Source organism: Brevundimonas sp., from assembly GCF_035626975.1.
In the GTDB taxonomy this organism is placed as follows: domain Bacteria; phylum Pseudomonadota; class Alphaproteobacteria; order Caulobacterales; family Caulobacteraceae; genus Brevundimonas.
In genome coordinates this window covers 40,286-54,932 of sequence record NZ_DASPMQ010000061.1, presented here as the reverse complement: position 1 = coordinate 54,932, position 14,647 = coordinate 40,286, and the positions used below count along the sequence as shown (strand labels likewise).

At 68.8% G+C, this 14,647-nt stretch carries 11 protein-coding genes and 1 tRNA gene; 6 read left to right on the top strand and 6 right to left on the bottom strand.

The features are described from left to right. The first annotated feature begins 92 nt into the window (after positions 1 to 92). The 3 genes from VEB62_RS16395 to VEB62_RS16385 all read left to right on the top strand — a co-directional run bounded on the left by VEB62_RS16395 (position 93) and on the right by VEB62_RS16385 (position 3,422). Positions 93 to 1,787, top strand: coding sequence for an amino acid permease (locus tag VEB62_RS16395; protein ID WP_324802208.1), 1,695 nt, complete (start codon positions 93 to 95; stop codon positions 1,785 to 1,787). A gap of 180 nt (positions 1,788 to 1,967) precedes the next feature. Beyond that, the gene (locus VEB62_RS16390; RefSeq protein ID WP_324802206.1) at positions 1,968 to 3,281 is read left to right on the top strand and encodes an SPFH domain-containing protein; all 1,314 of its coding nucleotides are present in this window, start codon (positions 1,968 to 1,970) and stop codon (positions 3,279 to 3,281) included. Between the two features lie 56 nt (positions 3,282 to 3,337). Next, positions 3,338 to 3,422, top strand: a tRNA-Leu gene (locus VEB62_RS16385). 9 nt (positions 3,423 to 3,431) lie between these two features. Here VEB62_RS16385 and VEB62_RS16380 read toward each other — a convergent pair. After that, complete coding sequence (locus VEB62_RS16380; RefSeq protein ID WP_324802203.1) at positions 3,432 to 4,457, bottom strand: hypothetical protein; 1,026 nt, start codon at positions 4,455 to 4,457, stop codon at positions 3,432 to 3,434. 105 nt (positions 4,458 to 4,562) lie between these two features. On the opposite strand from VEB62_RS16380, the gene VEB62_RS16375 reads away from it, so the two are divergent. Then, on the top strand, positions 4,563 to 5,639 hold the full coding sequence (locus VEB62_RS16375; RefSeq protein ID WP_324802200.1) for a PA0069 family radical SAM protein: 1,077 nt from the start codon (positions 4,563 to 4,565) through the stop codon (positions 5,637 to 5,639). A 69-nt stretch (positions 5,640 to 5,708) separates the two neighbouring features. Further along, on the top strand, positions 5,709 to 6,566 hold the full coding sequence (locus VEB62_RS16370; protein WP_324802197.1) for an alpha/beta hydrolase family protein: 858 nt from the start codon (positions 5,709 to 5,711) through the stop codon (positions 6,564 to 6,566). Here the strand turns inward: VEB62_RS16370 and VEB62_RS16365 are convergent. Continuing rightward, complete coding sequence (locus VEB62_RS16365; protein ID WP_324802194.1) at positions 6,563 to 7,807, bottom strand: class I SAM-dependent RNA methyltransferase; 1,245 nt, start codon at positions 7,805 to 7,807, stop codon at positions 6,563 to 6,565. The genes VEB62_RS16370 and VEB62_RS16365 overlap by 4 nt on opposite strands. Positions 7,808 to 7,965: 158 nt before the next feature. Here VEB62_RS16365 and VEB62_RS16360 point away from each other — a divergent pair, with 158 nt between their 5' ends. Then, entirely contained in the window at positions 7,966 to 8,613 is a 648-nt protein-coding gene (locus VEB62_RS16360) for a glycine zipper 2TM domain-containing protein (protein WP_324802191.1), read from the top strand. Positions 8,614 to 8,752: 139 nt separating this feature from the next. Here the strand turns inward: VEB62_RS16360 and VEB62_RS16355 are convergent, their stop codons facing one another. The 4 genes from VEB62_RS16355 to VEB62_RS16340 all read right to left on the bottom strand — a co-directional run bounded on the left by VEB62_RS16355 (position 8,753) and on the right by VEB62_RS16340 (position 14,604). Next, positions 8,753 to 9,490 carry a TlyA family RNA methyltransferase gene (locus VEB62_RS16355; protein ID WP_324802188.1) on the bottom strand — a complete coding sequence of 246 codons (738 nt, stop codon included), beginning with the start codon at positions 9,488 to 9,490 and terminating at the stop codon, positions 8,753 to 8,755. Continuing rightward, a complete protein-coding gene (locus VEB62_RS16350) occupies positions 9,487 to 12,219 on the bottom strand; it encodes a valine--tRNA ligase (protein ID WP_324802184.1) in 2,733 nt (910 codons plus the stop codon). The genes VEB62_RS16355 and VEB62_RS16350 overlap by 4 nt, the downstream gene beginning before the upstream one ends. A gap of 87 nt (positions 12,220 to 12,306) precedes the next feature. After that, positions 12,307 to 12,945 carry a DUF2497 domain-containing protein gene (locus VEB62_RS16345; RefSeq protein ID WP_324802182.1) on the bottom strand — a complete coding sequence of 213 codons (639 nt, stop codon included), beginning with the start codon at positions 12,943 to 12,945 and terminating at the stop codon, positions 12,307 to 12,309. A gap of 174 nt (positions 12,946 to 13,119) precedes the next feature. Next, positions 13,120 to 14,604, bottom strand: a complete 1,485-nt coding sequence (locus tag VEB62_RS16340; RefSeq protein WP_324802180.1) for a TolC family outer membrane protein — start codon at positions 14,602 to 14,604, stop codon at positions 13,120 to 13,122. Between the last annotated feature and the right edge of the window lie 43 nt (positions 14,605 to 14,647).

Here is a 14,647-nt window from a genome sequence, read left to right as displayed (position 1 = left end):
AACCGCGTTGCCAGCGGGGACAAGCGCCGCTAGCGTCCGCGCCATTGAAGGCGGTCCGGGGAGGACTCGCCGTATTCAGGGGGCGAGACTCTATGTCCGCAGAAGGCCTCAGGCCCAGGGGGAACCGACTGTTCCTCAAGAAATCCGTAGCCCAGATCCAGAAGGAAGCGGCCAAGAGCGAGCTGAAGCGCTCGCTTGGCCCCATCAATCTGATGAGCCTGGGCATCGGCGCCATCATCGGCGCCGGCATCTTCGTGCTGACTGGCCAGGTGGCCGCCGACTACGCGGGGCCGGGCATCATGCTCAGCTTCATCGTCGCCGGCATTGCCTGCGGCCTGGCGGGCCTGTGCTACGCCGAGCTCGCCTCGACCATGCCGGTGTCCGGCTCGGCCTATACCTATGCCTATGGCACCCTGGGCGAAGTCTTCGCCTGGATCATGGGCTGGCTGCTGGTGCTGGAATACGGCATCGCCGCCTCGACCGTCGCGGTCGGCTGGGCCGGCTATGTGCTCGAGATCGCCAAGGACTTCACCTTCTCCGCCAACCTGTTCCCGGCCATCACCTATGCCGGCCAGGAAGGCGCCCAGTGGGCCACCCCGCTGATCGAGGCGGTGCGCGGCGACACCGGCACGACGCTGCAGCTGACGGGGACGTTCAACCTCGTCGCGGCCATCGGCATCGCCGCCGTCTGCTCGCTGCTGGTGCTGGGCGTCAGCGAATCCGCCAACGTCAACAATGTCATCGTGATCATCAAGATCGTGGTGCTGCTGACCTTCATCGGCGTCGGCATCGCCTATGTGAACCCGGACAACTGGGTGCCCTTCATTCCCGAGGCGGATCCGAACGAACCGGGCCGCTACGGCCTGGCCGGCGTGTTCCGCGGCGCGGCGATCATCTTCTTCGCCTACGTCGGCTTCGAGGCGGTCTCGACCGCCGCGGCCGAGGCCAAGAACCCCTCCAAGGACGTGCCAATCGGCATCCTCGGCGCGCTGTTCATCTGTACACTGATCTACATGGCCGTCGCGGCCGTGATGACCGGCGTCGTGCCCTTCGCCGAACTGTCCAGCCCCGCGCCGGTGGCCGTCGCCATCGACCGCATGGACCTGGCCTGGGCCGATATCGCCCTGCCCTTCGCGGTCGGCGGCGAGCTGAACCTGATCAACTTCATGATCAAGATCGGCGCCATCACCGGCCTGAGCTCGGTGATGCTGGTGCTGTGCTACGGCCAGACGCGCATTTTCTACACCATGGCCCGCGACGGCCTGCTGCCGAAGGTGTTCGCCAACATCCACCCGAAGTTCCGCACCCCCTGGCTCGGCACCATCCTGCTGGGCGCGGTGATCGCGGTCGCCGCCGCCTTCCTGCCGATCAGCCTGCTGGGTCAGCTGGTGTCGTTCGGCACGGCGCTGGCCTTCTCGATCGTCTGCCTGTCGGTCATCTATCTGCGGATCAAGCATCCGGAGCTGGAGCGGCCGTTCCGGGTGCCTGGCGGCATCTTCACCGCCGTGCTCGGCATCCTCGCCTGTCTGTTCCTCGCCTGGCAGAATTTCTCGCCGATGATCGAGCAGGCCTTCCCGACGCCGGAGCAACTGGCCAACGGGGTCGTGCCCGATCCGCTGACGCTGCAACTGCTGGGCGGCTACGCCCTGATCGGCGCCGTGGTCTACGCGGCCTACGGCTTCTGGCACTCGAAGCTGGCCAAAGGCATCGACATCACCGAGGACACCAAACTGTCCAGCCCGGCCGCGGCCCTGGGCGGCGACGTCGACAACATCAAGGAGGACTGATCTCCGGATCAGCCTCAAGGCCGATAAGAAGAAAGGCCCGGGAGTGATCCCGGGCTTTTTTGTCGGACGCGACGTGGAGATGCGTTCACCGAACGTCGAAATGCCATTGACTCTCGCTAACGTTGTTATCTAACTCGCGCACATCAGGGGGCGAGAATGAACAACTCAAGCAGGATTCTGGTGGCGCTGCTGGCGTCGGCGGCGTTGGCGGGGTGCGGAACATTACGAGGCGCGGGGAACGCGCTGAACGAGGATCCGCGTCAGGCCTACCGGAACCCGTTCTTCGATATTGCAAAGGCTACAGAGGCCAACACCCTGGCGCTCGGCTACGCCTTGGCGCTGGAAGGCGCACCGCGATGCACGCTCTCGCGTGACCCAAAGGGTACGATAGTCGGAACTCCAAAATGCGAGAGTATTCACGACCTTGGTCTGCCGGATCATGCGCTGGCAATTTACATGGACCGGAGCATCGCCCTCGTCGATGCGCATTGTGACGCCTACCTCGACTCCCTGGCGACCTTGGGCGATAGCAGTCGCTGGACACGCACCCAGTTCAATACCGTCACGAATTCGCTCGGCGTCCTGATGGCGCTGGCGGGAGAACCCGCGGAGAATCTGGGCTACCTGAACGCCGTGTCGGGCTTCTTCAATTCCTCGGCCGACAATCTCGAGAGCTTTGTCCTGGTCAGCCCGACACCCGGCAAGCTCACACCGCTCGTAAGAACGGCGCGCGAGCAGAAGCTGTCTACATTGCCAGCGACAAGACAGGCGGATAACCGCCTGATGTGGTCGTCTCATTCACGCTGGCTTCAGGAGTATGCGAGCCTGTGCACCCCACGCGGCATCCGTGGCCTCCTGGACGTGGCCATCGACAATACGGCTACCGGAGACAGTCCGCTCGAACTCGCCGACGCCGCCCGCAGGTTGGGGCCAGGACTGCGAGACGTGCTGTCCTCCATGGCCAGGAATCCTGATCTTCGAAACGGCTGGCCGAGCATGACCTCCGCTTCCGAAGTCGGCGCGCTCGCGTGGCTTATCCGGTCGGGGGCGGACCTGACCGAAGCGCAGGAGAAGTACATCAAGGACCGGATCAGCGAGAATCTCGTCACGGTGGTGACTGACGCCATGGCGGCGCCGGAGACGCGGGATCGCCTGCAAGGGCTGCTCGGCGGAGCCAACACGAGCGCCTATGACGAACTCATCCGGGGCGCACAGGTCACCGAGGCGGCGCAGAACGCAACTGAGCGCGCCGATACGGCTGAACGGGATGCCAAGGCCGCAGAAGATCGCGCGGCCAGATCGGAACAGGACGCGGAAAAGGCGCGAGTGGAAGCGGCTCAAAGACAAGCGATAGCTGAGCAGCTTCAGCGAGCCCTTGCCCAGGCAAACGAGAACATCGCCAGACTGGAGAGGGAAGTCGCCGAACGCGCCCGGGCGGCCCCGCCGGCCCCGGAGCCGGAACCGGAACCGGAACCGGAACCTGATCCCGGATGAGCACGGGGCGCGGGTTGCCCAAACCCGGAACGCGCCCTATGCCAGCCTCGACCTATGCGGATGTGGCGGAACTGGTAGACGCACTGGATTTAGGTTCCAGCGCCGCAAGGCGTGGAGGTTCGAGTCCTCTCATCCGCACCAGGGCCAGCGTCAGTCCAGCGTGACGCCCAGGCGCGCAGCCTCGGCGTTGTAGAGGGCGGTGGCGCGGTCCCACTGAACCTCGTTGGCGCGGCCGATCTCCTCAAGCAGCAGGATCAGGGATGCGGCGCCGCGGCACGAGCCGACTGAGTCGCCGGCGTCGCGCATGTCGGCGATCTGCATCGTCGTCTCCAGCAGCGGGGTCAGCCGGCCCATCTGTTCCTCAAGTCCCTGCATGATCACCTCGTCCTCAAGGAAGGACATGAGGAAGGCGTCGCGGTCCTGCTCGGTCCAGACGCCGCGGTCGATCAGCTCCTGCCCGTACCATTGCGTCAGGTGCTCGAAATACTCCTGCGAGGCGCGCATGGCGTTGGCGACATCGGCCCCGCCGCCCGCCTCGAAGGAATCATACCGGGCCTCAGCGCGGACCGGGTCGTCGCACTCGGCCGCGTCGACGCGGGCGGGCGCCGGCAGGTCGGGCCTCACCGGACGGTCGACGCGGGTGCGTCCGAAAGCCTCGTCGAAGGCCAGCTGACGCAGGGATTGGTCAGCGCAGCTGGCGATCACCGACACGCCGAGCTGCGACAGTTCCAGCTGGACCTTCGACTCCGGGTCCGAGACGGGTTCGGTGTAGAGGATGGTCTCGGCCTCCTCGTCCCAGGTGCGGCTGGCGAACAGGCCGGACTCCTCCACCGCGGCGTCGAGTTGATCGAGCAGCAGGGTCGCCCCGGCGCGACGCTCCTCGGCCGTGCCGGCGTCGTCGGGGTGATACCCCCACAGGTCGACGCCGAAGAGAGTCTTCGACCGCTGGGTCGCCAGCACCTCGGCGCTGCCGAACGGCCCCAACCCGGCCTCGAGCTGGCGCATCCGTCCGCCGTCGTAACGCTGGCCGATATCGAAGCCGAACGCGGAGGTCGGCGTGCAGCTCTTCGCGATCAGGGCGATGGTGGCCGGAGACGTGTCCGGAACCTGTGCAAGGGCTGGAGCCGGTCCCGCGGCGAGGGTCAGGGCGAGCCCCGTCGTCAGCAGCGTCTTCATGTGGTCATTCTCCCCCCTGCCGCCAGAGTTGCCCGCCCCCGGGCCGGCTGACAATACTCCAGATTTGTTCTTGCTTTGTTCTTCCCGTTCCGGCATCGTGCACTCATGGCTGAAGCGGCGAAGGGACGGGGGGCGCGGTCGAATGCGACCGGGCGGTTCGAACCGGAAACCGTCGAGGCCTTCGACGACGGCTGGACGGCGGACGATGTCGAGGCGGCGCCCCTGCGCACCACCCTGACGCCCGAGCACGCCCGGACGATCATCGCGAGGAACACCAGTCCGGACATCGGTTTCGACCGGTCCATCAACCCCTACAAGGGCTGTGAACATGGCTGCATCTACTGCTACGCCCGTCCGTCCCATGCCTGGATGGGCTTATCCCCGGGCCTGGATTTCGAGAGCCGGCTGTTCTTCAAGCCCGAGGCCGCGGGTCTGCTGGAGCAGGAGCTCTGCAGGCCCCGCTACGTCTGCAAGCGCATCCACATAGGCGGCAACACCGACCCTTATCAGCCGGTCGAGCGCGAGCTGAAGTCGACCCGGTCGATCCTCGAGGTGCTGCAGCGGTTCCGCCATCCGTTCAGCATCATCACCAAGTCGGTACTGATCGCCCGCGACGCCGACATCCTCGGGGCCATGGGCCGCGACGGGCTGGCCTCGGCCTTCGTGTCGATCACCACCCTGGACCGGGGGCTGGCCCGGGCCATGGAGCCGCGCGCATCGACGCCGGCGAAGCGGCTGGAGGCGATCAGCCGTCTGGCCGAGGCGGGCTGTCCGGTCGGCGTCGGCTTCGCGCCGGTGATTCCCGGCCTCAACGACCACGAGCTGGAGGCCGTGCTGGAGGCGTCGGCCAGGGCCGGCGCGACCTCGGCCATGTATGTGACCCTGCGCCTGCCGCTCGAGATCAAGGATCTGTTCCGCGAGTGGCTGGCCGACGCCCGGCCGGACCGCGCCGCCCGGGTCATGTCGCTGATTCGCCAGACCCGGGGCGGGCGCGACTACGACCCCGACTGGAACCAGCGGATGAAGGGAACCGGCCCGGTCGCCGAACTGATCGCCACGCGGTTCCGGGCGGGGGTCAAACGCTACGGGCTGGATGGGCCGCGTCACGTGCTGGACGAAAGCCGGTTCCGGGTTCCGCCGGACATGAAGAAGCAGATGGATTTGTTCGGCGACGCGGCCTGATCGGCGGATTCCGGGCTGGACAGGCGAACATCCGCCAGTCGAAATATCCAGGTGATCCGGAGGGGAAGGATGATCGGACGAGTCTTCAGACTGGCGGCGATGACCATGGCGGTCGGCGTGGCGGGGTGCGTGTCGGTCGACGTGCCGGAGGGGGCCTTCTTCTGGCCGGACGCGCGTCTGGCCCACGAGAACATCGTCCTTGAACCCGATCCTGCGCCGCCCGGGTCGGAAAACCTGCCGCTGACCTATGCCCACGGCGTTATCGGGGCCACGCGCGTCCGGTCCAGCGGCCCGGGCCGGCCGCTCATCCTGTACTGCGGCGGCAACATGTTCCGGCGGGAGGCGGCGGGCGGTTCGGCGGCGCGCAAACTGGCGTCCTTCGGCGACGTGCTGATGTTCGACTATCCGGGCTATGGCGACACGGAGGGTCCGACGGATTTCAGCAGCTTCCGCGCCGTCGGCGAGGCCGTGGTCAACGCCGCCCGGACGCAGGCCGACGCCGAGGGGCGGCCGTTGATCGCCTGGGGGCATTCGCTCGGCGGCGTCGTTTGCGCCGAGGCGGCCCGCCACGCCCGGGCCGACGTCCTGGTGCTGGAGACCACGACCCCCGGCGCCAAAGCCACGGTGGACCAGCAGGCCGGCCTGATGCGCCCGTTCGTCCGCGTCAACATGGCGCCGGCGCTGGCGGCCGTTGACCTGCCGGCCTCGCTGGACGGTTACGCCGGCCGGATCGTGGTGCTGGAAGCCGGCCGCGACGAGACCCTGCCGCCGGTTCTGAGCCAGAGGCTGACGCGGGAACTGCGGCATCGCGGCCATGTCGTCGAACGTCTGGTCTTTCCCGAGGCCGGCCACAACACCGTCGGGCGGCAGCCGGACTTCAACGAGCGGGTTTCAGCCGCCCTCGCAGCGGCCTTGGCCGGACGCTAGCGCCGGAATATCCCCACCAGTTCGACGTGGGCCGACCAGAGGAACTGGTCCACCGGCGTCACCGTCTCCAGCCGGAACCCTGCGTCGATCAGCACCCGGGCGTCGCGGGCGAAGGTCACCGGATTGCACGAGACGCCGACCACGGTGTGGGCCTTCGCGCCGCCGAGCTGGGCGGTCTGGTCGCGCGCGCCGGCGCGGGGCGGGTCGATGACGATCGCGTCGCAACCGCGTAGATCGTAGGGGGCCAGCGGCCGGCGGAACAGATCGCGCGCCTCGGCCGTGATCGGTTTCAGGCCCCGCGCCGTGCCCATTCCGGCCTTGAGCGCGGCGATGCCGGCGGCCGAGGCGTCGGCGGCCAGCACAGGCGCCACGGTCGCCAGGGGGAAGGTGAAGGTGCCCGCGCCGCAGAACAGATCGGCGATCTTCTTCGCGCCGCGCACCGCCTCGACCGCGCGCGAGACCATGGCCGCCTCAGCCTCGGGGACGGCCTGCAGGAAGCCGCCGGCCGGCAGGGGCACAGTGGCCGGTCCGAAGGCGACCTGCGGCTGGCGCGACATCACCAGGGTGTCGCCGGCGAGGCTGAGGCGCGCCAGGTCCGCCGCGCCGGCCGCCTCTATGGCGCGCATCTGGGCGTCGCGGGACAGGCCGCCGCTGCGCCGTTCGACACCGGTGACGTCGACGTCGAGCCCGGCCAGGGTCCAGGTGACGTGCAGGGTCGGGGCGGACTTCGGATGCTCGAGGAAGGCCTCGGCCACCCGGGTCAGCGCCGGAAGGGCCGCGACCAGTCTGGGGTCGGAGACCGGGCAGACGCGAACCTCGACCAGTCGCCAGCTCTTGCGGGCCTTGAAGCCGAGGACGACGCGCCCGTCCGGCGCCCGCCGCGCGTGCAGGGCGAGGCGGCGGCGCGTGCCCGGCGGCACGGCCACCGTGGCCTCGACCTCCGTCTCGATCCGTTCGCGGGCCAGCGCCAGCCGGACCTGTTCGCGCTTCCACGCGAGATAGGGGCCGCCGGCCCAGTGCTGCAGGGAACAGCCGCCGCAATCGCCGTAGTGCGGCGACACGGGCTCGATCCGGTCGGGGCTGGCGACGAGCAGTTCGATGGACTCGGCCCGCCCGTCGCGCACCTCGGCCCGTACGGTTTCCCCCGGCAGAGTCAGGGGCGCGAACACGGGGCCGGCGGGCGTCTCGGCGATGCCGTCACCCTGCCCGCCCACGCGCGCGATGGTCAGCGTTTCCGTCATCGCGCGCTTCTAGAGGTTCCGCGCCCGCCGCGAAACATGAACGAAGATGAACGGCGCGCTCAAAGGCCGTTCAGCTTCGTGGCGCTAACTATGACGGCAACAGACCGGAGCGCCATTCGTTTGGCCTCCGTCCTCCAACCGAAGCCAGGATCGATCTGATGTTCGCCCGTCTGACCGCCACCACCGCCGCCGTCGCCGTCGCCGCCGGCATGCTGGCGGCCGCCGCCCCGGCCTCCGCCCAGACCTACGCGGGCGCCCAGGCCTACGGATCTGCATCCTACGGCCAGCCGTACGGCTATGACGACCGCTATGGCTATGACCGCCGCGACGACTACTGCCGCAGGGGCCGCAGCGACCGCGGCGCGGCCGGCGCCGTGATCGGCGCCACCGTCGGCGCCGTGGCCGGTTCGCAGTTGGCGGCCCGCGGCCGCCGTACTGAAGGCAGCGTGCTCGGCGGGGTGCTGGGCGCCATGGTCGGCGCCGGCGTTGGAAGCAGCTCGGGCCGCGATTGCGATCGCCACTACAGCTCGGACTACCGTTACGACAACGACCGTTATGGCGGCGACCGCTACGGCTATCAGTCATACGGCCGCGACGACGACCGGTACCGCTACGACGACCGCTACGCCAGTGACGACCGCTACCGGTACGACCAGCCCGGCTACGACTACGACCGCAGCTACGGCGGCTACCAGTCGGGCTACGGCGCCGACCAGTACGGCTGCCGCACGGTCGAGACGACCACCCGCACCCGCGATGGCCGCCTGATCACCCGTTACGAGCAGTCCTGCCCGGACCGCTACTGACCGAATCGCGTCGCCGATTATTTTTCAGCCCCCCTGTCGATCGGCGATGTGACGGAGGCCCCCGGTGGAGAAATCCGCCGGGGGCCTTTCCTTTTTGGGCGCTGACGCTCGCCGCGCGGCGGCTCGCTGCCTGAGCGCGTCAAGGAGCCCGCTTCGCCCAGAGCAGGAATTCGAGGTTGCCATCGGCGCCGGTGATCGGGCTCTGCGTGGTCGCCTGCACCGGCCACCCCTTCCCTTCGAGCCAGAGGCTGACCGAGGCGACGGCGGCCCGATGCGCCGCCGGGTCCTTGACCACCCCCTTGCGATTGCCGCCCCCGGGGCGGTCCGCCTCGAACTGGGGCTTCACCAGGGTGACCAGATCGGCGCCGGGCGCGGCCAGCGAAAGCGCGGCCGGCAGCACCTTGGCCAGGCCAATGAAGCTGGCGTCGCACACGATCAGCTCTGGCGGCTCGGGGATCAGCGCCGGGGTCAGGTCGCGGGCGTCGGTGTGCTCGAGGTTGATCACCCGGGGATGGGCGGCGACGCGGGAGTGCAACTGACCCGAACCGACGTCCACCGCATAGACCCGCGCCGCACCGCGCTCGAGGCAGACCTCGGTGAAGCCGCCGGTCGAGGCGCCGACGTCGAGCACCGTCCGGCCCTCCACGGCCACCGGCCACACCGACAAGGCGTGCTCCAGCTTCAGGGCGCCGCGCCCAACCCAGCGGTGGGCGTCGGCGTATTCGAGGACGGCGTCCTCGGCCACCGGCTGCGAGGGCGCCTTGGCCGGCGCGCCGTCGACGGTGACCCCGCCGGCTTCGATCGCCGCCTTCGCCCTGGCCCGGCTCTCCGCCAAGCCGCGCGCGACCAGCAGCTGATCGAGCCGGGTTTTCGTCACCCCACCGCGTCCAGACGCGCCAGGGCGGCCTGAAGCCGGGCCTTGCCGGCCTCGGCCTCGGCCAGTTTCTCGCGCTGTTCGTCGACGACCTCGGGCGCGGCGCGGGCGACGAAGTTGGGATTGCCCAGCTTCCTGTTGACGTGCGCGGCGTCGTCCTCGAAGGCCGCGATCTCCTTCTCGAGGCGCGCGCGCTCCGCCGCCAGATCGATGATCCCGGCCAGCGACAGAGCGCCCGTCGCTCCGCCTGAAACGAAGGTCACGGCGCCGGTCGGCGCGGCCTCGGCCGACCCGACGTCGGACACGCGGGCCAGGGTGAGGATCAGATCACGGTGACCGGCGATGCGGTCCGCCGTGGCCGCGTCCGGCGCCACGAAGGCGAGCGGCGGCTTGGCGGACGGCGGCACGTTCATCTCGGCGCGCAGGGCCCGGATCTCGGTGACCAGTTCGACCAGCCAGCCGATCTCGGCCTCGGCGGCGGGATCGATGAAGGCGTCCGGCAGCTCAGGCCAGGCGGCGCCGATCAGGGTGGCCTCGGCCCGGGGCGCGCCCTCGGCGGCCAGTTGATCCCACAGCTCCTCGGTGATGAAGGGCATCACCGGGTGCATCAGCTTCAGGGTCTGATCGAGTGTCCAGGCGGTCATGGCGCGGGTCTCGGCCTTGGCCGCCGCGTCGGCGCCGGTGAACACCGGCTTGGCCAGCTCCAGATACCAGTCGCAGAACACGTTCCAGACGAAGCGGTAGAGGGCCGAGGCGGCGTCGTCGAAGCGACCGCCCTCGATGGCCGCGGACACCTGACGCTCGGCTTTCGTGAGCTCGCCGCGGATCCAGCGGTTGATGGTCTGCTTGACCGCGGCCGGATCGAAGCCGGCGACGCGGCGCGCCTCGTTCATCTGCGAGAAGCGCGCGGCGTTCCACAGCTTGGTGCCGAAGTTCCGATACCCTTCAATGCGTTGGCGCGAGAGTTTGATGTCGCGCGTGCCCGAGAGGATGGCCATGGTGAAGCGCAGCGGGTCGGCGCCGAGCTCGTCGATGATAGTCAGGGGATCGATGACGTTCCCCTTCGACTTGCTCATCTTCTGGCCCTTCTCGTCGCGGACCAGGCCGTTGATGATGACCCGCCGGAACGGAACCTCATCCATGAAGTGAAGTCCCATCATCATCATCCGGGCGACCCAGAAGAAGATGATGTCCGCCGCCGTCACCAGATCGCTGGTCGGATAGAAGCGTTCGAGGTCTTCGGTCTTCTCGGGCCAGCCCATGGTTGAGAACGGCCACAGAGCCGAGGAGAACCAGGTGTCGAGGACATCCTCGTCCTGGGCCAGCGGGGTCTCGGCGCCGTAATGGTGGCGCGCGGCGGCCCGGGCGTCGTCCTCGTTCTCCTCGACGAAGATGGTCCCGTCAGGCCCGTACCAGGCCGGGATGCGGTGGCCCCACCAGAGCTGGCGCGAGATGCACCACGGCTCGATGTTGCGCAGCCATTCGAAATAGATCTTCTCGTAGCTCTTCGGCTCAAAGGTGGTGTCCCCCAGCTCCACCGCCTTGATGGCCGGCTGGGCGAGTGTGTGGGCGTCGACGTACCACTGGTCCGTCAGCCACGGCTCGATGACCACGCCGGAGCGGTCGCCGTGCGGGATGACGTGGCGGGTCTTCTCGATCTCCTTGAGCCAGCCCTCCTCCTCCGCCCGGGCGACGATGGCCTTGCGGGCGGCGAAGCGGTCCACGCCCTCGTATTCGGCAGGGACGTCCGGCGTGTCGGCGGCTGTGATGCGGCCGAAGGCGTCCATGACGTTCAGCGCCGCCAGCCCGGCCCGCTTGCCGACCTGGAAGTCGTTGAAGTCGTGCGCCGGTGTGATCTTGACCGCGCCCGAGCCCTTGGTCGGGTCGGCGTAGTCGTCGGCGACGACCGGGATGCGGCGGCCGACGATGGGCAGGGTCACGAACTTGCCGACCAGCCCCGCATAGCGCGCGTCGTCCGGATGCACGGCCACGCCGGTGTCGCCGAGCATGGTTTCAGGCCGCGTCGTGGCCACCACGATGTAGTCGCGGGTTTCGTATTCCGTCGGCTGCCCGTCGCCGTCGTATGCGACCGGGTGTTCGTAGGTGACGCCGTCGGCCAGCGGATAGGCGAAATGCCAGTAGAAGCCGTCCATCTCGCGCTGCTCGACCTCGAGGTCGGAGATGGCGGTCTGGAACTGCGGATCCCAGTTGACCAGCCGCTCGTCGCGGTAGATCAGACCGTCCCTGTGCAGCTGGACGAAGACCTTGCGGACGGCGGCGTTCAGGCCCTCGTCGAGGGTGAAGCGCTCGCGGCTCCAGTCACAGGAGGCGCCAAGCCGGCGCAGCTGCTGGACGATCGTCCCGCCGCTCTCGGCCTTCCATTCCCAGACCTTGCCGACGAAGGCCTCGCGGCCCATCTCGCGCCGGCTCATGTTGCCGGCGGCGGCGAGCTGGCGCTCGACCACCATCTGGGTGGCGATGCCGGCGTGGTCGGTGCCGGGCAGCCACAGCACCGCCTTGCCCCTCATGCGGTGATATCGGGCCAGGATGTCCTGCAAGGTGTTGTTCAGCGCGTGGCCGATGTGCAGCGAGCCGGTGACGTTGGGCGGCGGGATGACGATCGAATAGGCCTCGGCGGCGCCATCGGTCTTCGGAGCGAACACGCCGCTCTCTTCCCACATCGCATAGAGACGCGGTTCGGCGGCTTTCGGGTCGAAGGTCTTGTCGAGCATGAGGTGGTCTTACACGAATGAGAAAGGGCGGCTCCGACTGGGGAGCCGCCCCGGAATGATCTAGCCTTGATCAGGTCGCAGGTGAAGCTAGCCGGCGTTACGGGCGATGCGTTCGACTTCCTTGCGTACCTGGGCCTCGACGATGCCCGGCAGATTGGCGTCGAGCCATTCCTTCAGCATCGGCCGCAGCAGCGCGCGGGCCAGTTCATCGAGCGTGGGGCCGGACGGGATGGAGGTTTCCATGGGTTCGGGCTTCTTCAGGGATGAGGCCAATCCGGCGAAGGCGGACGCGGCGCTGGCCGCGGCGCTGTCGCCGACGAGGGTGTCATAGCCGCTGGGCGCGGCATGGCTGGTCGTGTCCGACGGATGCTCCGGCTCGGGCGCGAAGAGCGATTCGCTGACCGCCTCGACCGGGAACGGGTCCAGATCGGGTTCAGCGGGCGAGATGTCGAGATCGCCGACCCGCTCGGCGGCCGGCGCCTCATAGGTGTCGGTCAGTTCCAGCACGTCCTCTTCGGACGCGGCGGGTTCCTGCATCGAAGGCGTCTCATCCATGAGCGCGGGTGACGCTTCGGCTTCGATGTACGGCTCGGGCTCGGGTTCAGGCGGCGGCGGCGCGGCGGCGGCCGTGGCCGTTTCGGCGGGCGCGTCGTCTTCGGAGATGATCCGGCGGATCGACGCCAGGATTTCCTCCATCGTCGGTTCCTGGGCGGTCTGGTCGGTCATGTCGAAACCCCGGGGCGCGGCGAACGCAAGTCAAAAATGGATGGCGGCGCGCGGGGACCGCGGCCCCTACCCGCCTGGCTGTCGTCGCATCTCAGCCCGCTGGAATCAACGGGCGTTTTTCGCGTCACAGGTTAAGCCGTCGCGCCGGAGTCGCCCGCCGGGCGATCCCGCCCGTCAGTCCCGCGGCGCGGTCTGGACGATCTCGGACTTCAGCTGCTGGTCGATCGGCGCGTCGGCGGCGTCATTGGCCGGCATGATCGGCGGCGCCACGATCCGGTCGACGGCTTCGATCAGGCCGTCCCACGGCAGGGCCCCGCGGTTGCGCACGCGGTCATAGTTGTCGGCCGGGTCATAGACGGTCAGCGTCGGGTCGAGATCGGCGCCCTCCAGCCGGCCCATGGCCGCCAGAAGATTGGCCTGGGCGACGTATTCGTTGCGGCGCGCGCTGGCCAGGGTGATCTCGGCGTTGCGCAGCTCCAGCTCCTGGTTCAGCACGTCAAGCGTGGTGCGCAGGCCCACCTGGGCTTCCTGCCGCACGCCCTCCGCGGCCACCGTGGCGGCGCGCACCGCCTCGGTTCCGGCCTCGAGGGCCGCCCTCGCCGACAACGCCTGGGCATAGGCGGAGCTGACGGATTGCAGGGTGCTGCGGCGCTCGCCCTCGACGTTGATCTGGGCGACGTTGGCGCGTTCCAGCGCCTGGGCGACGCGGGAGCCGTTGAGCCCACCGGTGAACAACGGCATCGATATCGTGGCGCCGGCGACCAGGCGGGTGTTGTCGGCGATATCCTCGAACTGGCCGATGTCGTTGGCCGACCCTCCATAGGAGGCTGTCAGCCGCGCCGAGGGCAGGTACTCGGCCTTGGCCGCGGCGACGCTGGCCTCGGCGGAATGCAGGCTGTAGCCGGCCGCGCGAATGCCGGGATTGTCGACCAGGGCCACGTCGAGCGCGGCGTCGAAGTCGGTCGGCACGCCCGGCAGCACCGGCATCGGGGCCAGGTCGCCCGGCGACTGGCCGACCACGGCGGCGTAAAAGGCCCGCGACACCGACAGCTGGGCCTGGGCGTTGGCCAGATCGGCCTCGGACTGGGCCAGGCGCGCCTCGGACTGGGCGACGTCGGTGCGGGTGATCTCTCCCACCTCGAACCGGGCGGACGCTTCCTCCAGCTGGCGCTGCAGCACGCCGAGGTTGGCCTGGCGAATGCGGAGAATCTCGGCGTCGCGGATCACATCAGCATAGGCCTGGATCACGGACGCCAGCACCGTCTGCTCGATATCGCGCAGGTTTTCGCGCCCGGCGAGGATGTCGGCCTCGGCGGCGGTGATGCCGTGGCCGATGCGGCCGCCGCTCCACAGCGTCTGCGACAGGCCGATGCTGGCCGAGGCGCTGTCGCTGTCGGGATCAGTGAAGGGGGCGTCGCTGTAGTCACGGACGTAGTTGCCGCTGACGGTGACATCCAGTTGGGGGCGGAGACCGGCCCGGGCCTGGACGATCGACTCGTCCAGCGCCCGCTGGTTGGCGCGCTGGGCCAGCAGCGACGGATTGGTCCGGTAGGCCAGGGCGATCGCTTCCTGCAGCGTTTCGGCCCAGACGGGCGCACCCATGCCGGCAGCGACGGCGATGAGGGCGACCGAGGCGAGCGCGCGCGAACGTTTCAGCATGATGGTTCCTGCCTGGCGCGGAGGGATGCGCGCCCCTTTGTAT

Coding starts and splice junctions, on each gene's coding strand:
- VEB62_RS16395 (WP_324802208.1), top strand. CDS start 93: ATGTCCGCAGAAGGCCTCAGGCCCAGGGGGAACCGACTGTTCCTCAAG.
- VEB62_RS16380 (WP_324802203.1), bottom strand. CDS start 4,457: ATGAAGACGCTGCTGACGACGGGGCTCGCCCTGACCCTCGCCGCGGGA.
- VEB62_RS16375 (WP_324802200.1), top strand. CDS start 4,563: ATGGCTGAAGCGGCGAAGGGACGGGGGGCGCGGTCGAATGCGACCGGG.
- VEB62_RS16370 (WP_324802197.1), top strand. CDS start 5,709: ATGATCGGACGAGTCTTCAGACTGGCGGCGATGACCATGGCGGTCGGC.
- VEB62_RS16365 (WP_324802194.1), bottom strand. CDS start 7,807: ATGACGGAAACGCTGACCATCGCGCGCGTGGGCGGGCAGGGTGACGGC.
- VEB62_RS16360 (WP_324802191.1), top strand. CDS start 7,966: ATGTTCGCCCGTCTGACCGCCACCACCGCCGCCGTCGCCGTCGCCGCC.
- VEB62_RS16350 (WP_324802184.1), bottom strand. CDS start 12,219: ATGCTCGACAAGACCTTCGACCCGAAAGCCGCCGAACCGCGTCTCTAT.
- VEB62_RS16345 (WP_324802182.1), bottom strand. CDS start 12,945: ATGACCGACCAGACCGCCCAGGAACCGACGATGGAGGAAATCCTGGCG.
- VEB62_RS16340 (WP_324802180.1), bottom strand. CDS start 14,604: ATGCTGAAACGTTCGCGCGCGCTCGCCTCGGTCGCCCTCATCGCCGTC.